The organism is Mycobacterium marseillense, assembly GCF_010731675.1.
GTDB classification, from domain to species: domain Bacteria; phylum Actinomycetota; class Actinomycetes; order Mycobacteriales; family Mycobacteriaceae; genus Mycobacterium; species Mycobacterium marseillense.
Map to the genome: position 1 here is coordinate 2,688,163 of NZ_AP022584.1, position 20,474 is coordinate 2,708,636.

Sequence of the window (20,474 nt, forward strand, 5' to 3'; positions counted from 1 at the left end):
ACGAACCCGCCACCGCGGGCCCGGCGATGGCCGACGTGCGTGACATGTACCTGATGCACGACACGCTCCGGCGCGAATTTCGCCTCATGCCGGGATTATTCCGCGGTGTCGCCACGGGCGACACCAAGCGCGCGGCGGTCGTCGCCACGCACGCCGACCTCCTGTGCCGGCTGCTTCACGTGCACCACGAAGCGGAAGACGCGATCCTGTGGCCCAAACTGCGCGAACGGGCGGGGACACAGGCAACCGTTGTGGTGGCCGCAATGGAACAGCAGCACGCGGCCATCGACGCGGCTCTGACGCGGGCGGCCGAGCTGATACCGATCTGGCGAGCCACCACGCGGCGGGGAGCCAACCTTGCCGATGTCTTCGACCACCTGTTCAACGTGCTGGTCGAGCACACTGTGATGGAGGAAGAGCAGATCCTTCCCCTCGCCAAAAGCTGTGTCACGGCACAGGAGTGGAAGCAGATGGCACAGCACGGCATGCACTCCTTCTCGCCGAAGGACATGCTGCTGTGTTTCAGTCTGATGATGCATGAGGGCGACCCCGACGTCGTCAAGGGAGCGCTCGACGACGCACCGCTCGCGGGGCGAATATTGATACCGCGTCTCGGCAAGCGGGTGTTCGCCGCCCACGCCAAGCGTGTGCACGGCGCCCCCTCCCCAAGTGCAGAGGACCGTTGAGCGCGGCGGCGCGTCTACCGTCCCTGGAAGTCGGGTTTCTCGCCGGCAAAAAACGCGCGTTGGCCCCGCGTCCAGTCCTCGGACTTGCACAGGTAGCTGAAAGTTTCGGTCTCGAACGGAATGTTGTCGTTCAACGGCCGACCGACACCCCGAAGAATCGTCTGCTTTGCCGCGCGCACCGCCAACGGACCGTTGGAGGCGATCGTCTCGGCGATGGCGAGCGCTTCGCGCATGAGCTGATGCGGCTCGACGATCTTGGTGACGAAACCGATTCGGAGCGCTTCCTCGGCGTCGTAGATCCGTCCCGTCAAGATCAGCTCCATCGCCCGGCCCAGCCCGATGATGCGCGGCAATCGCGAACAACCCCCGTCGCCGGGCATCAGACCCCACTTGATCTCCTGATGTCCAAAGCGCGCATGCGGCACGGTGATTCGGATATCGCAGAATTCCGCCAGCTCGTGCCCCCCGGCGATGCAGTCGCCGTTGATGGCGGCGATGATCGGAGTGTTGATCGTGTAGCCACCCGAGACTCCCGCCCATCCCGGCCCTTCCCAGGCCCGGCGGCGGTTGTCCTCGTCGCTGGCGGCGCGGATGTGCGGGATGAGCTTCTTCAAGTCCGCGCCGGCCGAAAACGCCGGACCCGCGCCGGTGACGACGGCGACACGGATGTTGGGGTCCGCCTTGATGCGGTCCCAGGCGGCCAGCGTGGCGGCGGACAGTTCGCGGTCGAACGCGTTGCGTTGCTCCGGCCTGCTGAGGGTGACCACGGCGATATGGCCTCGCTCCTCGTATTTCACCACGCCGGTGCGGATGGATGTGTCAGTCACGTCGATGCCCTTTCACCATGTCATGCCCCCGATCTGGCCACCGCTGACGGTCAATACGTGGCCCTGGACGTAGTCCGAAGCGGGCGAGGCCAGCCACGCGACGGCTTCGGCGATCTCGGCCGGCGATCCCACGCGCCCCAAAGGATTGGTGACCACAGCGTTTCGGCGCACCGCCTCGGAGATGCCCAGTTGATGCGCGCGGCCGGCCACCTCGATGCGGTTGCCGGCCTCGGGGTCTGCGGTCAACCGGGTTTCGATGAAGCCGGGGGCCACGGCGTTGACGTTGATGCCGAGGTGCCCCCACTCCTTGGCGAGCGCCTTGGTCATGGCGATGGTCGCGCCCTTGGCGGCCGAGTAGTTGACCTGGCCCCCTTGGCCCATCAGGCCGGCGAGCGAAACCACGTTGACCACCTTGCGATGCGCGAGCCTGCTGGCGGCAAGCTCTTCCTTCGCCGCGGTGCGCATGGGTTTTGCCGCGGCGCGCAGCAGCCGGAATGGCGTGACGGTGTGGATGTCGAGCATCGCCTGGAATTGCTCGTCCGACATGGTGTGTATCGGTCCGTCCCAGGTATATCCGGCGTTGTTGACCACGATGTCCAACCGACCATAGTCCCGCACCGCGGCGTCGACCACGGCCTCGGGCGCGCCGGCGGCAGTGAGATCGACATCGACGGTGGTGGACGGACCGAGCAATTGGGCTGCCGCCGAATGCAATTCGACGCGGGCGAGATCGGTCATGACGACGGCGGCGCCTGCCGCCGAGAGGCGCCGGGCGATCGCGGCGCCGATCCCGCGAGCGGCCCCGGTGACGATGGCGACTCTACCCTCGAGTTCCTCGCTCAACGCGGCTGCCCTGACTCGGCGGCGGGATCGAGCGCGGCGGTGAGCAGGTCGGCGGCGAGCTGCAGCGTCGCGGTGTGTTGGGCGCGGCCACCGGTGCGGTTCTTGATGTCCTCGACTTGGATGGTGCCGACCACGATGCCCCAGATGACATCCGCCAGCGGGACCACCGGCACGTCGCGAATCAGTTCCTGTTGAACGGCGGTCCGAAGGATCGAGCGCGCCAGGGTGAAGTCCTTTCGGCCCTGGGTATCAAGCGCGGCAAGGGTGTTCGGGTCCAGCGTCTCGACCAGCCGTGTCTGGTGCAGCAGCTGGGTGAGCCGGAAGCGCTCGGGGTCGGTGCGGTACGGCGTGAGCACGGCGTCGAGGAATTGACCGATCAGCTGCTGGCAGCTGCCGATCTTCCCCGCCTCGAGGTCGCGCTGCAACGCCTGCAGCTGAGCGCCGATGTCGGCGAACACCGGGAGCATCAGCGTGAGCAGCAGTTCGTCCTTGGTGCGGAAGTAACCGTAGAGCGTCGGCTTGGTGATCTCGGCGCGCAGCGCCACTTCCTCCATCGTGGAACCCGCGAACCCGCGGGTGCTGAACGTCTCCCGAGCCGCCGCCAGGATGCTGTCCCGTCGCGCGTTGCGTTCGCGCTCGCGGCGACGCCGCGCCGCCACCGCCAGCTCATTCGCGTTGGGCATCACTTCCCCGTCCGTCGTACCGGCAATTCACGTTTGAGAGTCTTCCCCATCGAGTTCTTCGGCAGCGCCGCAACGACCTCGACCCGGCGCGGCACCTTGATCGCCGCCAGATGCGCGCGGCAGTGGGCGTCTACATCTGCCGGCGTGACGTCGCCGACGACAAACGCGACGGGAATTTCGCCGCGATAGGGATCGCTCTCGCCGACGACGGCGGCCTCGACGATCCGGGGATGCCGCAGCAATGTCGCTTCGATCTCCGCCGGAGAGACGTTGTAGCCCGAAATCACCAGGAGGTCCTTCTTGCGGTCGACGTAGTGCAGGGCGTCGGTGTGGTCGACGTAGCCGATGTCGCCGGTGCGCAACCAGCCATCGGCGCCGAAGCTCTCCTCGGTGTCCCGCGGCCGGCCGAGATAGCCCCGTGACACCTGTAGGCCGCGAAACTCGATGTCGCCGTGGGCCTCACGGGCGGCGACCCGCCCGTCGACGGTCACCCGGACCTCGCCGACGACCGGCACCCCGAGCGTATCGGGAGTCGGTTTGCCGGGCAGGGCGTTGAACGTGCCCATGCTGTTGAGCTCGCTCATCCCCCATCCGCCGTACAGATCGAGTCCGGTCGTCTCCTTCCACCGCCGCGGCAGGTCGGCCGGGATGGGGGCGGCGCCCGCCGCGCAGATCCGCACGCCGCCAAGGTCGGCGCGCCCCACACCTCGCTGTAGCAGGGCCGCGTACAACGTGGGAGGCCCGAGGAGCACGTTGACCGCGTGCCGTCGCACGCACCCGAGAAAGTCGTCGGGTTCGAACAACGGTCGCGGGATGACCGTGCCGCCGCGCACAAATGTCGGCAGCGAGTAGACGAAAAAACCGCCGGTGTGAAACAGCGGCAGGATGGACACGGCGACCGGGGTTGCCACACCCGGCATCGCCACGGTGTGGGTGACAGCGTTGTGCATCAGGTTGTAATGCGTCTGCAGGACCCCTTTCGGGCGACCGGTGGTGCCCGCGGTGTAGACGATCTGGCCGATATCCGCACGCACGTCGTCGACCTTGTCGGGGTGCGGCCGCGGGCGGGTGTTCATCATGTGGGCGAAAAGCTCTAGCGCCGCGACGGTTTGAGCCTCGCCCGGCGAGGGCCACCATGCGTCCAGGCCGGGATAGGGGGCGAAGCCGGGATCGGCCAGATCGGTGATCGACACCGTGAACACGGTTGGGCGCGCGGCAGCGACGGTCGCCTGCTCGACAACGGGCAGCAGCTTGTCGAGGCAGACGATGACGCGGGGCCGGGCGTCATCGAGCACGAACCGAAGCTCGTCGGCGCGGTACATGACGTTGACGCCGCAATGCACGGCGCCGAGCCGCGCGAGGGCGAAGAAGACTATCCAGTGCATTGCCGAGGTGGGCACCATCACGGCCACGACGTCGCCGCGGCCCACCCCCGTGCTCTGCAGGACGGCGGCCGCGCGACCGACGAAGTCATGCAGTTCGCCGTAGGTGATGGTGTGACCGAGGTAGACGATCGCCGGCGCGTCGGGCCGTTGCTCGGCGTTTCGCCGCACGATGACGTCGACGGTCTCCTCCGGTACCGGCGGAAGCGGTTCGGCCCAGCCCGGGTCGAACATCACATAGGCGTCTTCGGTTCGATACCGCTCGGCCTCCTCGAGCCACTGGGCCGGGTAACCGAGTTCCGCGTAGAACTTGTGTGTTTCGACGTTCATTTAACGGATCGTAAAGTATTCGACTAATCGTCGGCAAGGTGGGATGCAAATCGGGCCGGCCGGGGTTATGGAGAGTTAGGTCGGATCAAGCCGCGCCGCAACTACGAGGCAGAAAGTGACTCGGAACCGCCTATGAGCAACGCACCAAGCTTTCACGGGCCGGATGACGGCAGCTACGTGCTGGGTCATGTCGATCGCGAAGTCCGGCGGCTCCTGTTGCAGGGCAGGCTGTATGACGACTACACCACCTATGTCTTCGAACAGGCGGGTCTGCAACCCGGGATGCGGGTGCTCGACATCGGTTGCGGCCCCGGCGATGTGTCGTTCATCGCGTCACGTCTGGTGGGGCCGATGGGTCGGGTGCTCGGCGTGGATGCCTCCGCGGCGGTCATCGAGTTCGCCCGCGCCCGTGCCGTCGAGCACGGTAGCGACAATGTCCGCTTCGAGCCGATCGCGATCGACGACATCGCGCTCGACGAACCCGTCGACGCCGTGATCGGCCGGATGATCCTGATGTATCTGCCCGACCCAGTCGAATCGCTGCGCCGGCTCGCCGCAATGGTGCGCCCGGGCGGCGTCGTCGCGTTCTGCGAAATGAACTCCACGGTGGCGGGCAGCCTGCCCGACTTGCCGCTGTGGCGTGCGCTGGTAGACGCTGTCGCCCAGGCGTTTCGGAGCGCAGGCTGTGACACAACCTTCGGCATCAAGCTGGATGCGGCGTTTCGCCGTGCCGGCCTGGGGGCGCCCCGGGTACGGCTGGGCGGGGTGGGCGGCGACGCGGACGTCGCGATTCAGCTGGCCGAGACGTGGCGTTCGATGTTGCCGGTGGCCGAACGCGCGGGTCTGGTCTCGGAGGAGCTGGCCGATCTGGACACGCTTGCGCAGCGGCTGCTGGACCAGGCCGCCGCCGCGGAAGCCATCACGATCACGCCGACGCTGATCGGCGCCTGGGCGCGGGTATAGGTGAACGGTGGCGTGCGGGCGATCTCGGCCAACGCACGCCACCGTCGGATCACGCCGTGGGCGCGGCTTGCCGGACGACCTGCGGCGCCCTGGCATCCCGGTCCCCGGTTGGCCAGCGAAAGGCGCCGGGCTTGCGAGCTTCCTTGGTGATCACCGTGACGGTGCTGCGGCAGACGAATTCCTTCACCGACGCCGCCAGCTTGCCCACCAAATAGATTCGTCGGGGCGTGTCGTCGCGATACGACAACTGGATGGTCCCGTGCCGGCGCCCGATGCTGATGTTCTGTCCCACGAACGCCTGGTCGACGACACCGGGCTGTTTGCCCTCGATGCGGTCGAGCACCGTATTCGCCGCCTTGGCGCCCAGCGGGAGCGCTGCCTGACAACCCATGCGCAGCGGTTGATTGCTCGGCGCCGCAGCGTCTCCCGCCGCGACGATGCGCGGATCGTCGATGCTGGTGAGGGTTTCGTCCGTGACCAGGCGGCCCAGTTCGTCGGTACTCAGTCCGCTGCGGGCGGCGAGCTCCGGTACCCCGAACCCGGCGGTCCACACCGTCAGCGCGCTGGGCAACTCACGCCCGTCGGTCAAGCGCACGTAGCCGGCGTCCAATTCCGCGACGACGGCGTCGTCGAGCACCTCGACACCAAGACGCGTGAGTTGACGCCGTACGGAACGGCGCGCCTTCTCCCCAATGGATGGGGCCAAGACCTTCCCACACACCAGCGTCACGTGGACGGTGGGACGTTGTTCGGCGAGTTCGGAGGCCGCCTCTATCCCCGTCAATCCGCCACCGACGACGCAGATCGAAGCGTCCGCCGGCAAGTCGGCCAGGACCGCGCGCACCCGCTCAGCCTGTTCGAGTTCGGCGATGGGATAGGCGAATTCACGCGCGCCAGGCACCGAGGACGGTACCGCGCCGGTGCTGCCAACGGCATAGATCAGGTAGTCGTAGGGCAGCGTTTCGCCCGACGTCAACTCCACGCTGCGGCGGCTGACGTCGATGCGCTCCACCGTGCCGACGACCAATCGCACGGTCTTGCCCAGCATGGCCGCCAGATCCCTGGTGGCCTCGCCACTGCCGGCGACCATCTCATGCAGTCGGATGCGCTCGACGAAGATCGGCCGGGCGTTGACGACCGTGATGTCGACGTCGGGGCGCTGTTGCAACCGGTTGGCGGCCAAGGCGCCGGAATAGCCGCCGCCGATCACGACCACCCGGTGCTTGCGGAACGAAAGTGGTTGCGTGGTTTTCCTTCTCATGACCGAACCTCCTCATGCGGTTTCCTGTGGGTATCTATGCCTTAGGACACCGCCGGTCGGCTCGTTGTGACACCATAGGCCGGGGTGTGTCCCGTTTCACTGCAGTCCGTCGACCGAGGGAACACCGGGCGAGCGACGTTTATTACGCCAATACTTCATCTATTTGACAGATGAAACAGATCGTAAGTGTTCATTGGACAAGATGACCGGGGCGGGGTGTGATGGAAAGACCTGGCCACACCCGACTACCACGAGGTGACGAACATGCCGTCCTCCGCAACGCATTCGAACCCCCGGGGCGTCGACGATCTCGTCGCCCGGTTCGAGCAGGAGGCCCTGCCGTGGCTCGACCAGCTGTATCGCGCGGCCCGCAGGTACACCCGGACGCACACGGACGCGGAAGATCTCGTTCAGGAAACCCTGCTCAGGGCCTACGTGGGCTTTCGATCCTTCAAAGAAGGCACCAACATTCGCGCATGGCTGTTCACGATCATGAACAACGCCTGGATCAACAACCACCGCACCGCCACGCGACGCCCGAATGAGTGGTTGTCCGGGGAAATCGGCGATGTCTCGGTCTCCGTCCGGACACCGCACTGGCGGTCCGGGCAATTGTCGGCTGAATGCGAAGCTCTCGAACTGCTCGGTGACGACGAGGTTCGCGACGCGCTACAGAAACTTCCCGAGGGTCAGCGAATGGCTCTGTACTACGCCGACGTTGAAGGCCTGCGGTACAAGGAGATCGCCGCCGTGCTCGAGATGCCGCTGGGGTCGGTCATGTCTCGCATCCATCGGGGGCGGCGGAACTTGCGGACGTTGCTGGCGGACTATGCGATTCAGCGCGGATACCTCCGCGCACCGGACGCTGTGATCGCCGCATAAGGTTCCCGCAGCGCCTGGCTACCTTGTGCGTTCAAGGCGAGTGCGATAGCTGGCCGCAACTCGTCGTACGCACAGCCGCACCAGCAACCTTTTCTGCGGTGGCATGCCGGCGAGGAAGCGTCGTCGCTCGTCCGTGGTGCATGCCTCGAGAACCGTGCCGACGAAGGCGATGCCGAACCATATGTTACGGCCGCTGAGGAAGGCGGCGCCACGCTCCGTGACCGCGCGCCATTCGGCGTCGGTAAGGTTCTCGTTGATCAGCGGGACGACCCGGTCCTCTTCGGCCCCGAGGTGATCGCTGACCGACTCACGAAGCGCCGTGATCTCGGAAATCAATGTCTCCGCCGCCTGCGATTGGGCCACAGGCGAATCGAGTGCAGTCATCCACTCGGCCAGCCGTAGTTCGACACTGCTCACTAACTTCGCTATGAGCGAGTGCTCGGTCCCCATGCGATGGATGTCTTCTGAGCGCAGCGGTACCCGGGCATGCAGCGTCGGCCACAGCAGTTCGTCTTCGGCGACGTGGTGGTGATGCAACGCCGCCAGAACGTTGGTGATGTGGCCTGCTACAACCTTCATGCGCCGACGCTGCCACGGCCGCACCGAACTTATCAGCTGTGGTGCGAGGTTGAGCTGGTCGCGGAAAACGCGGTGTACCAAGGCCATCTCGAACGCATCGGTAGGCATTCCCTACTCCCCTCGGCCCCGCCCCGGCGGCCAGGCACGCCATCGGCACAATGATCCGTCCGCGATCTCGTCGAACGCCTTCTGGTGAACAAAGCCGCGCATGCGATTCTCCTTGCGGTTGGGGCAATGGTCTCCCCCGTGACGGACACAGAAATGACCCACCTGGGGATTGTGATCTCTAATAGCATTGCCATGAAACATGTTTGGGCGGCATAAATGGTTCGGTACCGTGCAATCCGTGCCGCCGGCAGTTGAGCTTCATCACGTGTCTGCCAGCCCGTGCTCGGCCTTGATCGCATTGGCCGCGCGCTCGCCGATGACCACGCAGGGCGCCATCGTATTTGCGCTCGTGATTCTGGGCATAACGGAGCCATCGGCGACGCGTAGGTTTTCGATTCCGTACACCTTGAGCCTGCCGTCGACGACAGCGAGCGGATCGGTTCCCATCTTCGCGGTGCCGACGAGGTGCCAGTAAGTGAGCGCCGCATCACGCAGATACCTCACGAGGTCTTCACCGCCGAGATCCCCGGGCATGACCTCACCGTTGAAATACGTTCGCAGCAGCGGGGAGTTACCGACTTCGCGCATGCTTTCGACGCACTCGAGGGCCAGGCGCACATCGTCTGGATGCGACAAGCCGTTGTGTACCAGCCGGACGGGACCATCCGGATCGGGACTGATCAGCTCGATCCAGCCGCGGCTTTTGGGGTGGGTGAGTGCGCCCAGCATCGTCCAGCCGTTCTCGGGAAGACCGAATCGCGCGCCGTTTTCCGGGGTGGTCAACAGGAGCGCCCCTTGGCAGGCGAACAACTGGGGCTGGTCCGAGGCCGTATTGCCGGGCCAGTACATCACCGCGTCCCCTGGCTGTTCGGCGGGGGAACTGGACGGGATTGCCCAGATGCACGAGAAGCCAAGGTGGTCTTGCAAGTTTCGGCCGACGCCGGGTAGGTGCTGATGCACAGGTATACCCAGGGGGCGCAACCTGTCTTGGTCGCCCACACCAGACAACATGAGCGCTTTGGGGGTATGGACGGCACCCATTGACAGCACGACCTCTGTGCCACACCGAAATCGCCTTATCTCACCGCGACAACAGACTTCGACACCGGTCGCCTGGCCGCGATCAATGATGACCCGGCGCACCAACGTGTTTGCCAGCACGGTCAGATTCGGCCTGTCCATGTAGGGATACGTGTAGGAGCGGAAGACCGATTGGCGCTTGCCGTCGCGGGCGCTGATGTCGAAGATGGCCGCCCCGCCCTTGCCCTCCATCATCTTGCCGTTCGGATGGTCAAAGACCGCGATGCCGAGGCAGCTGGCGGCTTCCAGCACGACGGGGCTAGCGGGGTGGGGATTTTGCTTGGGCTGCACAAAGATAAGCCCGCCGCTGCCCCGATATTCGTCGTCGGGGGCGCCGTGCCAATCCTCGATACGGCGATAGACATCGAGAACCGACGTGTAGCTCCACGCCTTGTCCCCCGATTCGGTGGCGAAAAAGTCCCAGTCTGCCTTGTGGCCGCGGGCCCAGGCCATCAGGTTGATGCTCGAGCCCCCTCCGAGAACCTTTCCCATCGACAGTGGTAGTGCCCGGCCGTTCAGGTGTTCGTTAGGCTCGCCCACGAAAGCCCAATCCGTCGCGCCGCCAAGGTTCGTATGCCACAGACGTGACTCGGTGACACTAGGGATGTCGTCGGTGCCGCCGGCCTCCAGCAACAGGACGCTGGCCGCTGAGTCCTCAGCCAGTCGGCGGGCAACCACGCAACCTGACGAGCCCGCGCCACAGACGATGAAGTCGTAATCCTGTTTCAAGCCGGCGGAGAGGCGCTCCTGGTTCGCGCGTACGCGCCAATCCAGTTTGTTGTCCACGCCCTGTCGCGAATCAGTCGACATCGTTACCCTCGGACCCCTAGTGGCCCGCGCTTTGTCCGCCGTCGATGTGGAGGATTTCGCCCGTGACGAAGGGCGCCGTTTCCAGGTAGAGCGCCCCATGCACGACGTCGGCGACGGCCCCTATCCGGTTCTGGGGATGCGCTCCGGCATAGGCCGCGCGGGCGTCCACACCCAAGTGCATCGGCGTATCGATGACTCCGGGAGATATTGCGTTGACCCGAATTCCGTTGCGCGCATATTCGATCGCCAGTGATTTGGTCGCGGCCGCCAAGCCGCCTTTGGTAAGCGCCGCCAATACCGACGGCACGGCAGATTGCGGTTGGTCCACGAGAGCGGTCGTGATGTTGATGATGTGACCGCCGTGGCCCTGCGCGAGCATTCGAGCGATGACGCGCTGAGTGACGTGAAAGAAGCCGAGCACGTTGACCGAGGTCACCCGCGCATAGTCCTGGGGCGTGTACTGAATGAAGGGCTTGGGAACGAAGACCCCGGCGTTGTTGACCAGGGTGTCGATTCGGCCATAACGCGCCATCGCCTCGAGAACGAGACGATCTGCGGTGTCGGGATCAGCGACATCGCCTGCCACGGTGACGACTTCGGGATGGGGCGAATCGGATATGGCACGCGAGTTGGCGATGACCCCGTAGCCGCGTTTACGATATGCGTCGACCAAACCCGCACCGATCCCCCGCGAGGCGCCGGTGATGATCGCAACTTTGCCGCGGCCGCGTTCGATGGTCATCGGTTCAATCCGCCAGAGCGCGGACGATGTCGGCGGCCGAACCCGTTCTCGCGGTGCGGAATGCGGTGCCTGCCCACATGCCGACGCCGTGCGGGTCGCCCAACTTCACTGCGGCCGCCTGGATGGGCCCGGTCATCATGGCAACCTCGGGAAAGCCGAAAGTCGCGTCGTCGTCATGCATGTCAATGAATCGGTTGCGCAAGGCACGCGCATAGCGTCCGGTGAACGCGCGCGTCAATACCGTCTCCGTGAACCGCGGATCGCACAACGCGGCACGGTGCACGGAGTTGGTGCCGGCCTCGTTTGCGAGCAAGAACGCCGTCCCGAGCTGAACCGCCGCGGCACCCGCATCGCGAAGCCGGCGCACATCATCGTGGCTGCCCACCCCCCCGGCGGCCACGACGGGACAGTCAAAGCAGGCGACCAAGGCTGCGACCAGGTCATCGAGCGGATTGTCAGACGGCACAGCGAGCGGATCGAAGGTCGCCCGGTGCCCGCCCGCCTCGGGCCCTTGGGCCACCAGGGCGTCCACCCCACAACCGAGGGCGATCACTGCTTCCCGGATTGTGGTCACAGTGGCGAGGGTCAAGATGCCGGCAGCGCCGAGACGACGGCATTGGGCGGCGCCGGGTGAACCGAACGTAAACGACACCACCTCAGGCCGCAGAGCGCAGACGACCTCGAGCTTTGCGTCCCACTCGTCGTCGCCGTGACTCGGTTCGCCCAGGGCCACACCGTAGAATTCGGCGTCCCGCTGCAGCGACGATGCAAACGCAGCGAGCTGTTGCCGCGAGCTCACTGACTCCTGCGGCACAAACAGATTCACCCCGAGTGCACCGGAGGTCAGCCTCCTCGCAGCCAAGATGTCGTCGGCCAGATCCCCGGCCGACAACGTGCCGCCAGCGAGAAACCCCAGCCCGCCAGCATTGGTCACGGCCGCGGCTAACGCAGGGGTCGACGGTCCACCGGCCATGGGGGCGCTGAGCACGCGCGCCCGCAATTCCGCCAACCTGAATCGCTCAAACACCACAAACCTCCGACACGCCCAATGGCCGCACGGACATAAGGGCTTGGGCATCCACGATCACCACGCTGTCGTCTTCCAAGCGGATCCAGCCGCGCTCCTCGAAATCGTGCAGCGTCTCGCCGATCGTCTCCGGCGCGATACCGACGAGGAGAGAAAGGTCCCCTGGTGTCAGGTTGTGGACGACTCGCACCGCGTCACCGTCTTGCAAGCCAAACCTCTTCCGCAGAGCCAAAAGCCGGCTGGCGAGACGCACCTGCGCATCCTCGGACACGAAGTCGACCAGGCAATCTGTCATCGTCTTCGTCCACCGCGCCATCAGACGCAACATCTGGCACGCGACCTCAGGATGCTCGGCCATCCACCCGCAGAATTGATCGCGTTCGATCGGGACCGCAGTCACCTCGGTGAGGGTTGTTGCCGTCACATACTCCGAACCCGCACTGAAAAGTGTTATCACGCCCAGCATGTCGGACGGACCCAGGATGTTCAGCACGATCTCACATCCGCGCGTACGGCGATGGCAGACTTTGACTTTCCCGGAGATGATCACATGTAGACAACCACCGAAGTTGCCGTCTTCGACCATCACGTGCCCCGGCGGGAGGTGCACGGGCGCCATCTGATTCGCCCAAACGGACACCGCGCGAGGATCGGTCTTGCTGAAGATTCCGGACGCAAGCAACGCCCGGGTCACGTCTGCACTCTGCAACCCTTCGTGTCGCCCCGCTTCATGTGAACGACCCGGCCGCCCGAGTATCTTCATGTCCGCATATGCAGTCTGCACGATCCCGCACACTCCTCACTGCTTTGCGCCGCCAGCACACCGCAGCCGGCGGCTGCTTGGTGCAACTACTGGACTCGCCATGGGCTAACGCTATGCAGCCAGAGCAGACCGAACTACCCACCGCACGCGGGCTGCTGGCCAGATCGCGCACGCGACCCGGGCGGCGCGATGCGACGGATGGCTGTCCGCTACTGCGGTTATTCCATTGCGCCGATGAGCATTTCACGCGTCTCCTCGAGGAAGTCGTCAGTGGCCGCGTAGCCACAAGTGACCATGCGAAGCTGGCCGTCGTAAGTGACGACCCCGGTGACGCATTCCCGTTCGATCTGTGTCAATACGACGGGGCCCCAGATGGCTCGGGGCCGAACGGGCCGAAGACGCGACAGTTTTCGAACACCCAGGTTGGTGATCGTGAGCTCGAAAGGCAATAGGGTGCAAAGGAAGTGCTCCGCGGCCTCGCAGTCGGCATCGAATGGAAAGTTGTCCTCGATCACCGCAGAACCCAGCATCAGTCCTGCAGGTGACCTCATGACCTTCAACCGCTCGCTGGTCTCGCGCGCCTGGCACCAAAACGCGGTTCCGTCCCCCGGCGCCATCCCGGTGCATGCGAAGGAAATACATAGGCAGCTGCCAGCCGCCTGGGCGACAAGGTCCCTGGCATTGATCGGGCTGTACGTGCGGACGAAATCGTCCCCGCAGCCTGCGCTGCGCACCCGGGACGCGGCTGTCACGATCGCGGCATGCACGGTAGCGCCCTCATTGCGGCACCGCTCGATGAGGTGCGCGGTAGCGCCGCGGTCCATCGAAACCCGATGCACGTACGGTGGCGTGGCATCGAAGGGGCGGACGCGGGTGGGCACGGCCATGCGCGGATCACCGACTTCGGGACGCACGTCACCGATGTGGGAAGCATCGAACCTGCGAGTGGCCAGAGCTTCCAGTGACTCCGGCAGTGGCAGTGCCGCTAGCCGTTCGCCATTGATCGTGGCCAGCAGGTCGTCGAGCACCGCGACGGACGAAATTCCGTCGGATATGACGTGGTCGAACGTCAGCAGCAGCGTCGAGCTCGTCCGTTGGTCGAGAAGTGTCGCCCGCATCAACGGAGCCGTCGCGATGTCGAAGGGCCGGGTGAGTTCCTCGGCGGCGAGCGCCTGCCAATCTTGGTCGGGATCTCGATGAAGCGTCAGCTCGATCGGTGTCACCAGGTCAGCACGATAGAACGCCGGTCCCAGCACAGTGTCATCTTGGATGTGGGCTGATAGCAACGGATGCCGGCGTTGCACGGCATCGAGCGCATCGCCCACACGGCGCGGGTCGAGGGTTACGTCGAACTCGGCGGCCAGTACGAACAGCAACGGATTCCGTTCGGAATAACGATATAAGCAGCGTTCCCGCAACCCGAGTGCACGCAGAATGCCCGCGGGTTGTGTGGCTGCAATGCGGTCACTCACGAGTTTTCGTGCCTCCCGGCTTGTCGTGGAACCTGTCGAGTCGATATCCGCGACGCGGATTACACCTGGGCCCACGCACAGACGAGCGGTGGCATGACGATCATGGCTTGCGCCGCGGTGGCCTCGGCTTGCAAGCGTTGCCTGAGCGTGCTCAGGTCAGCCAACTCGTCCGGGATCAAGCCCTGCTGTTCAGCCACGGGGAGGATCGAACGCCAGGTCTCCACAACGTAAGTCAGGATGTCGGCATCGTCGCCCGGGCCGAGCGGTGCCCCGAGCACCAATCGCGGCGGAGCCAGACCGGCGCGCCGAAACACCGTATGCAGTTTTGCTCCGAACGCCGCGTCAAGTCCCACGCTTTCAAAGGTTTTGGTGAAACTGTCCTTCACGGCCCTCCACAGCGGCAAGTCGGCGACGCTGTAGACCCCATTGATATCGGATTCGCAGAAAATGACAAGGCCACCGGGGCGCACCATCGCCGCGAGCTGACGCAGCGCAGCGACGGGGTCCGCCAGATGCATGAGGATCAACCGTCCGATCACGGCGTCCACTGGGCGGTTCAGGCGGATGGCGCCGATCGCGGTCGCCTCGAACCTGACGGTGTGCAGGCCTTGCTGTGCGGCACGGGAGCGAGCGAGCCCCACGACGTCGGCGGCCGCATCCACTCCGAGTACCGAGCCGCCCTGCCCGACCAGGCGCGCGGCGATGATCGACACATCGCCCGGGCCGCAGCCCACATCCAGCACCCGCATACCCGGGCGCAGACCCGCCAGCCGCAGCACGTGCTCGGTGAAGTCGTTGTGCAGACGGCCCTGCAACAGCAGACGCTGAATCTCGGTATCGACATGCCCCAGCACATAAGTGCCGGAATCCGAGGGCTTTTGATCGATAGTCATGGCTCGCACAATCGCTGAGTCGGGGTATTGCGCCGCCCACGTTAGTGAGCTCACGCGGCGCCCCCTAGCCACCGCACGCAGCGCCCCGGCCGAAATGCGCAGGCCGCGACTCCCCGCTGCCGCCACGGCGGCGTAGCCTCGACACTGGCATCGGCGCAGTCAGGCGTTGACCGTCGACGCGATGGTGCCGTGGAAAGTGGAGAGGCTGACCGAGTGATCGACCGGCGGACAGCGCGCGTTTCGGATACCGATACATGGATCACGACGAAGGCACTTGATGACTTCGCCGTTCTGTGCTGCCAGGAGCCCCATCTCAAGCTACGCAGTGACCCGAATTCGTTCTCGCTCACCCAGCGGACGGGTCGAATCGGGCCGATTGCGTTCAGCGAATTCGTCGCCGGCTCCGATGCCTTAGTGGATTCCGGCGAGCACTGCAGCGGATACCGCGTGAACGTGGTGCGGTCGGGTCGCCTCGAGTCGTACCACCGGGGGTCGTCGCTGTTCACCGGCGCCGGCACCCTTGCGGTGTACCAGCCCGAGGGGCAGGGCTTAGCGCGTTGGGCGGCCGGCAGCCGGATGCTGGGCGTGAAGATCGACCGTAGCGCCGTCGAGCATGCTCTCGGCGACGCTCTCGCTCGGCAGGTGAAGACGCAGGTCGACTTCGCACCCGTGATGCCGATCGATGCGCCGCTGACCCGGAGTTGGGTCAACATGCTGTGGCTGTTCACCCAGCAGTTCTGCCGGCCGGACAGCTTCCTGCACCACTCCCTGGTCGCGATGCCGTTCGTCGACGGCCTCGTGCGCGGGCTCCTGCTGGCCGTCGACCACCCGGACCGCGAGGCTGTGGCGAACGGCGTCGGGACGGCTCCCCCTGGTGCGATCCGGGCGGCGATCGACATCATCGAATCCGAGGCGCACCTGCCGACGACGGTTTCGTCGCTTGCGGCGCGTAGCCACGTCAGTGTCCGTTCCCTTCAGGAGGGCTTTCGCAGCTCTCTGGGAATGTCTCCGATGGCATATCTGCGCGAGGTTCGCCTGCGCCACGCGCACCAGGCGCTGATCGAGTCGGACCCAGCGGACGTCACGGTCGCCTCAGTCGCCTACCGCTGGGGCTTCACCAATCTCGGCCGCTTCGCCGCCGCACACGCGGAGCGGTACGGCGAGATTCCTTCGGTGACTTTGAACCGCGCGGCTTTTCCGCGCCGGGCGTAATCAGGCCTGCGCGCTGCGCACATCGGCTAGTCAGCCCGCCATCACGTCGATACCTTCGAATTCATGCCTCACCGCGGAACACCGTTGCGCAGAATGGGTTTCCTCACCATCGGCCGGTTCGACGAGGCCGATCCGGGCCCGGGCCACGAAGAAGCCCTACGGATGATCGAGCGCGCGGAGGCGCTGGGCTTCGACAGTGTCTGGGTACGCCAACGACATCTGCAACGGGGTATCGCCTCGCCCGTGGCGCTGTTGGCCGCCGCCAGCCAGCGCACCCGCCGGATTGAGCTGGGCACCGCGGTGATCCCGCTCGGCCTGGAGAACCCGCTGCGCCTCGCTGAAGACCTGGCAACCGTCGACATCTTGTCGGGTGGCCGGCTCAACCCCGGCGTGTCGGTCGGCACCCCGGTGCTCTACGAAAGATTCAAGTCCGCGTTGTATCCCGAAACCCATGAGGTGGAGGACTTTTCGAAAGCACGAGTGACGCGGTTACTCGCGTGCCTGCGGGGCGATCCAGTCAGTGATTTCGAGGGCACCGTTGGTCACGATGAATTCTTCCGCCGAGTCCAGCCCCACTCGCCCGGTCTGGCCGGCCGGGTCTGGTACGGCGGAGGCTTGCAATCCGCGGTGTGGGCCGGGATTCAGGGCCTCAACTACCTGACCGCTAACTTGGTGAGCAGCGAAGGAAGCCGCACTCGCGACTTCGCCACGATCCAGGCCGGGCATATCGATGCGTATCGCGCACACCATCCCCATCCCCAAACCGCCCGAATCTCACAGGCATTGGTGGTCATCCCGACCGATTCCGCGTCGCCCACCCAGGTCAACCGGTACCGGGCTTACGCGCAAGGCCGCATCGATCGCACGCTGCAGCCCTATGGGCCGCGCGGCATGATCGCCTCGCCCGACTACGTCGGCACCTCCGAGGAACTCGCCGATATCCTTCATGCCCATCGGGGTTTTCAGCGCGTCAACGAGGTGGCCTTCGCGTTGCCACATGGATTCGTCGAAGACGATCAAGTGCAAATAGTCACCGACATGGCCGAGAGACTGGGACCAAAGCTGGGATGGAGTCCGACTCCATCCCGCCGTGAGCCGGCCCTGGGCGAACAGACTGGGCACCGTCGGCGCGCATCCGACGATCGGAGGGCTGTCGTTGCAAAGTAACTTCACGTCGCGCCCCGATGCCTATCGGCGCCTATTCGGCGAATCCGGGTCGGCTCTTTCCGAACCAGAGTGGATCGCTGTGATGAACACCGCTCTGCCGCCCCAGCTTTCGGCCCTGAACGCCCAATTCGAGACTGGATCACGCGTAGACAGGTCGCTGAAGGTCTCGTTTCGCCCCGGGCCCGAGCGCTTCACGGCGTTTAATACTCTCAGTGGCGGATCCATCGCCGAAATGCTGGATCAAACGGCGGCGCATTGCGGCACCCTGGTGACCGGCCACGGCCTGCCGACCCTGACGATGACGGTGAACTACCTGCGCGCGGGGACGGGAAGCCTGTTTGTCGTCGCCGCTGAGGTGCTGTCGGAAACCAGCACCTCAGCGATGCTCGGGGCGGACCTCGTGGACGAACAAGGAAGGTCCGTCGCTTCCGCGTCCGTCGTCGCGCAGTTGCGAGATATCGCTCGGTATAGGTGAGGGGTTCCCGCTCGAATGGGCATTGCGCTGCAACGTCTTCAACGGCGGCTCCTGGTACCGAGCGGCGTGGGCCGCGGCGAACCTGCCGAGGTTGGTGAAGCCCCAGCGGTACGCCACCGACGCGACGGTGACGGTCGACGGGTCGGCCTCGAGTAGATCCCGGTGCGCCCGGCGCAGCCGGACTTGGCGCAGATACGCCATCGGCGTGACGCCCACATGACGCTGAAAGCCATGCTGGAGTGACCGAACGCTGACATAGCTGCGTTGAGCCAGCGCCGAGACGGTCAGGGGTCGGTCTGCCTCGGCCTCGATCACCTCGATTGCCGCGCGGATGACACCCGGGGGCGGCTCAGCCGCAGCCCCCTCCAAACTTGCGCGGTATGAATGGTCTGCGGCCAGCAAGAGACCGCGCACCAGGCCCTCGGCGAAGGGCATTCCGACCATTGGCCGGTTCAGCACACTGTGAGGCCGGAACAGCTGCTCGCTGAACTCCGACACGATGGTGATCCAGCTGCGGACCTCCGGGGTCGCGGTCCGCATCAAGGGCGCAAAGTCGATTTGCGAAGTGATGGACCGCCCGAGCGCGTCCGCCAGAGCGTCCTCGACGGCGTGGCGATCGATCATCACGGCCAGCAGACGGCCGACGTACCGGTCCACGCCCGCTTGGCCTTCGGGCCGATACACCGCGACCGATCCCGGCTGCACGGCGACGGACACCTCGTCGATGACCGCGGTCGACGCGGGAGCCACCGGCAAAGTGACGTGATAGTGGGGACGTGTTTCACCGCCGTTCACCCACACATCGTCGTGGAAATCCGCATCTAGCACCGTGATCGGACCGACACGACGCATCCGGTGTGCGAAGGAGAACGACCCGGGGTTCCCGAGCGGCCCGATCTCTGGCCACCAGTGCGGCGACGAATCCGGCCCGTTCGTGCGCAGCGTCGCGAAGTCGTCCAACGACCGCACCGAAGACCACGTACCGCCCACCGCCACCGCGGCATCCGGCACCCGATCATCCCCCACGGTCATGCGGTCCGCGCTCGGATCGATAGCTCCGTTGCACCATGGTGAAAGGCCTTGCGGCGCAACGTTTCCGTCGGCGTCTCACGATACCGGGCCGCGTGGGCGGCGGCGAACCGGCCGAGGTTGCTGAACCCCCACCGGTAGGCGATCGAGGCCACCGTTGTCATCGACGGATCGGTCTCGAGCAATGCCTCGTGCGCTCGGCGCAGCCTGACCTCGCGGAGATACGCCATCGGCGACGTGTCCAGATAGCGCTGGAAACCCTGCTGCAGCGTCCGGACACTTACGTGACAGCGGGCGGCAATCGAGGACAACGTCAGGGGCAGGTGTGCCTCCTCTTCGATGAGGTCGACCGCGGTACGAATCGCGCGCGGTGCAGCAAGACGTTCGTCTCGGGTGAGGGCGTCGAGGTGGGGATGGTCGGCGGCGAGCAAGAACCCGCGCACCAGGCCGTCGACGAATGGCAGCCCCACCAGCGGTTGGTTCAGCAGGCTGCCGGTGCGGAAATACTGTTCCTTGAACGCCACCAGCATGTTGATCCAGCTTCTCGTCGCCGCCGCATCGACCGGCAGGACGGGCGTGAAGTCGACCTGTGACGTCACCTGTCGACCGAGTGCGTTGCTGAGGGCGTCGTCGATTGCGGAACGCTGGATCTTCAGACAGATCAACCTGCTTCCCGCGTCCCATTGCCCGGTACCGAGACCCTCCGGTGTGAACACGGCGGCGCAGCCCGGCCCGGCGACAACAGAATGCCCCCGGTGTTCAGCCTCCGTACGACCGGCCCGCACCACGATCACGCGGTAGCTGCCGCACACCTGGCCGCCATCCATGGGCAGGTCGGACCCAACGGCGATTTCGGACAACGCGACCGGACCGATCTGGCCAACGCGCTGGTTCACCGAAAAGCCATCCGGGTCAGCCAACAAGCGGAGGTGCGGTTGGCCACAGCAGACCCGGGCAAAGTCGTCGAACTCCTTTGCCGGCGTCCATATGGCCGCCTCCGACGCCTCCGCGGTCGGTTTGCTCGTGTCGAGGTCGTCTTCTCTCACGATCCGCAGATCCCCTCTCGACGCCTGCGGCCGCAACGCTAACGCCGCTGACTTTGCTGCGCCATACCTCAACAGGAAGTCCGCGCAATCTGTCCAGGGGGCCGCGCAAACCGGCCAGGACCGCTTCGGCGCTTCGACTGTCAACGCCTGGTGGGCGCCCTTTCATACCCGGCATAGGCCTCAGATGTGAGGGACGGTGTGTTTGCGAGAGCGC

20 protein-coding genes are annotated in these 20,474 nt (G+C 65.4%); 6 read left to right on the plus strand and 14 right to left on the minus strand.

What is annotated here, in order from left to right:
- Window positions 1-26: 26 nt before the first annotated feature.
- Window positions 27-686 carry a hemerythrin domain-containing protein gene (locus G6N26_RS12150; protein ID WP_083017573.1) on the plus strand — a complete coding sequence of 220 codons (660 nt, stop codon included), beginning with the start codon at window positions 27-29 and terminating at the stop codon, window positions 684-686.
- A gap of 14 nt (window positions 687-700) precedes the next feature.
- On the opposite strand, the gene G6N26_RS12155 is transcribed toward G6N26_RS12150, so the two are convergent.
- The 4 genes from G6N26_RS12155 to G6N26_RS12170 are packed head-to-tail and all read right to left on the minus strand — an operon-like array spanning window position 701 to window position 4,751.
- A complete protein-coding gene (locus G6N26_RS12155; RefSeq protein ID WP_163648794.1) occupies window positions 701-1,513 on the minus strand; it encodes an enoyl-CoA hydratase/isomerase family protein in 813 nt (270 codons plus the stop codon).
- 12 nt (window positions 1,514-1,525) lie between these two features.
- A complete protein-coding gene (locus G6N26_RS12160) occupies window positions 1,526-2,356 on the minus strand; it encodes an SDR family NAD(P)-dependent oxidoreductase (RefSeq protein ID WP_083017569.1) in 831 nt (276 codons plus the stop codon).
- The gene (locus tag G6N26_RS12165; protein ID WP_067169192.1) at window positions 2,353-3,039 is read right to left on the minus strand and encodes a TetR/AcrR family transcriptional regulator; all 687 of its coding nucleotides are present in this window, start codon (window positions 3,037-3,039) and stop codon (window positions 2,353-2,355) included. The genes G6N26_RS12160 and G6N26_RS12165 overlap by 4 nt, the downstream gene beginning before the upstream one ends.
- Entirely contained in the window at window positions 3,039-4,751 is a 1,713-nt protein-coding gene (locus G6N26_RS12170) for a class I adenylate-forming enzyme family protein (protein ID WP_067169188.1), read from the minus strand. The genes G6N26_RS12165 and G6N26_RS12170 overlap by 1 nt, the downstream gene beginning before the upstream one ends.
- A 132-nt stretch (window positions 4,752-4,883) precedes the next feature.
- Between G6N26_RS12170 and G6N26_RS12175 the strand changes: the two genes are divergently transcribed.
- Window positions 4,884-5,714 (plus strand): class I SAM-dependent methyltransferase, encoded by an 831-nt coding sequence (locus tag G6N26_RS12175; protein ID WP_083017567.1) that lies wholly within the window; start codon window positions 4,884-4,886, stop codon window positions 5,712-5,714.
- Window positions 5,715-5,763: 49 nt separating this feature from the next.
- Here the strand turns inward: G6N26_RS12175 and G6N26_RS12180 are convergent, their stop codons facing one another.
- The gene (locus G6N26_RS12180; protein WP_083017565.1) at window positions 5,764-6,975 is read right to left on the minus strand and encodes an NAD(P)/FAD-dependent oxidoreductase; all 1,212 of its coding nucleotides are present in this window, start codon (window positions 6,973-6,975) and stop codon (window positions 5,764-5,766) included.
- Window positions 6,976-7,239: 264 nt separating this feature from the next.
- Between G6N26_RS12180 and G6N26_RS12185 the strand changes: the two genes are divergently transcribed.
- Window positions 7,240-7,857, plus strand: coding sequence for a sigma-70 family RNA polymerase sigma factor (locus G6N26_RS12185; RefSeq protein ID WP_067169268.1), 618 nt, complete (start codon window positions 7,240-7,242; stop codon window positions 7,855-7,857).
- Window positions 7,858-7,875: 18 nt separating this feature from the next.
- On the opposite strand, the gene G6N26_RS12190 is transcribed toward G6N26_RS12185, so the two are convergent.
- The 7 genes from G6N26_RS12190 to G6N26_RS12220 all read right to left on the minus strand — a co-directional run bounded on the left by G6N26_RS12190 (window position 7,876) and on the right by G6N26_RS12220 (window position 15,331).
- Entirely contained in the window at window positions 7,876-8,544 is a 669-nt protein-coding gene (locus tag G6N26_RS12190) for a hemerythrin domain-containing protein (RefSeq protein ID WP_083017563.1), read from the minus strand.
- A 261-nt stretch (window positions 8,545-8,805) separates the two neighbouring features.
- A complete protein-coding gene (locus G6N26_RS12195) occupies window positions 8,806-10,434 on the minus strand; it encodes a GMC family oxidoreductase (protein ID WP_083017561.1) in 1,629 nt (542 codons plus the stop codon).
- Window positions 10,435-10,450: 16 nt separating this feature from the next.
- Window positions 10,451-11,176: an SDR family NAD(P)-dependent oxidoreductase gene (locus G6N26_RS12200; protein ID WP_067169174.1), complete on the minus strand. Its 726-nt coding sequence runs from the start codon at window positions 11,174-11,176 to the stop codon at window positions 10,451-10,453.
- A 4-nt stretch (window positions 11,177-11,180) separates the two neighbouring features.
- The gene (locus G6N26_RS12205) at window positions 11,181-12,149 is read right to left on the minus strand and encodes a nitronate monooxygenase (RefSeq protein WP_067169265.1); all 969 of its coding nucleotides are present in this window, start codon (window positions 12,147-12,149) and stop codon (window positions 11,181-11,183) included.
- A 46-nt stretch (window positions 12,150-12,195) separates the two neighbouring features.
- Window positions 12,196-12,897, minus strand: coding sequence for a Crp/Fnr family transcriptional regulator (locus tag G6N26_RS12210; protein WP_163648796.1), 702 nt, complete (start codon window positions 12,895-12,897; stop codon window positions 12,196-12,198).
- A gap of 287 nt (window positions 12,898-13,184) precedes the next feature.
- The gene (locus tag G6N26_RS12215) at window positions 13,185-14,438 is read right to left on the minus strand and encodes a condensation domain-containing protein (protein WP_163648798.1); all 1,254 of its coding nucleotides are present in this window, start codon (window positions 14,436-14,438) and stop codon (window positions 13,185-13,187) included.
- A 59-nt stretch (window positions 14,439-14,497) separates the two neighbouring features.
- Window positions 14,498-15,331, minus strand: coding sequence for a class I SAM-dependent methyltransferase (locus G6N26_RS12220; RefSeq protein ID WP_067169168.1), 834 nt, complete (start codon window positions 15,329-15,331; stop codon window positions 14,498-14,500).
- 213 nt (window positions 15,332-15,544) lie between these two features.
- On the opposite strand from G6N26_RS12220, the gene G6N26_RS12225 reads away from it, so the two are divergent.
- From G6N26_RS12225 to G6N26_RS26560, 3 genes are all read left to right on the plus strand, one after another.
- Complete coding sequence (locus tag G6N26_RS12225; protein WP_067169164.1) at window positions 15,545-16,543, plus strand: AraC family transcriptional regulator; 999 nt, start codon at window positions 15,545-15,547, stop codon at window positions 16,541-16,543.
- 63 nt (window positions 16,544-16,606) lie between these two features.
- Window positions 16,607-17,710, plus strand: a complete 1,104-nt coding sequence (locus tag G6N26_RS12230; RefSeq protein WP_083017555.1) for an LLM class flavin-dependent oxidoreductase — start codon at window positions 16,607-16,609, stop codon at window positions 17,708-17,710.
- A gap of 232 nt (window positions 17,711-17,942) precedes the next feature.
- Entirely contained in the window at window positions 17,943-18,185 is a 243-nt protein-coding gene (locus tag G6N26_RS26560; protein WP_415621344.1) for a hotdog domain-containing protein, read from the plus strand.
- On the opposite strand, the gene G6N26_RS12240 is transcribed toward G6N26_RS26560, so the two are convergent.
- Window positions 18,087-19,217 carry a helix-turn-helix transcriptional regulator gene (locus G6N26_RS12240; protein WP_083017551.1) on the minus strand — a complete coding sequence of 377 codons (1,131 nt, stop codon included), beginning with the start codon at window positions 19,215-19,217 and terminating at the stop codon, window positions 18,087-18,089. The genes G6N26_RS26560 and G6N26_RS12240 overlap by 99 nt on opposite strands.
- Window positions 19,214-20,296 carry an AraC family transcriptional regulator gene (locus G6N26_RS12245; RefSeq protein WP_163648800.1) on the minus strand — a complete coding sequence of 361 codons (1,083 nt, stop codon included), beginning with the start codon at window positions 20,294-20,296 and terminating at the stop codon, window positions 19,214-19,216. Before G6N26_RS12245 ends, G6N26_RS12240 begins: the two co-directional genes overlap by 4 nt.
- Window positions 20,297-20,474 lie beyond the last annotated feature (178 nt).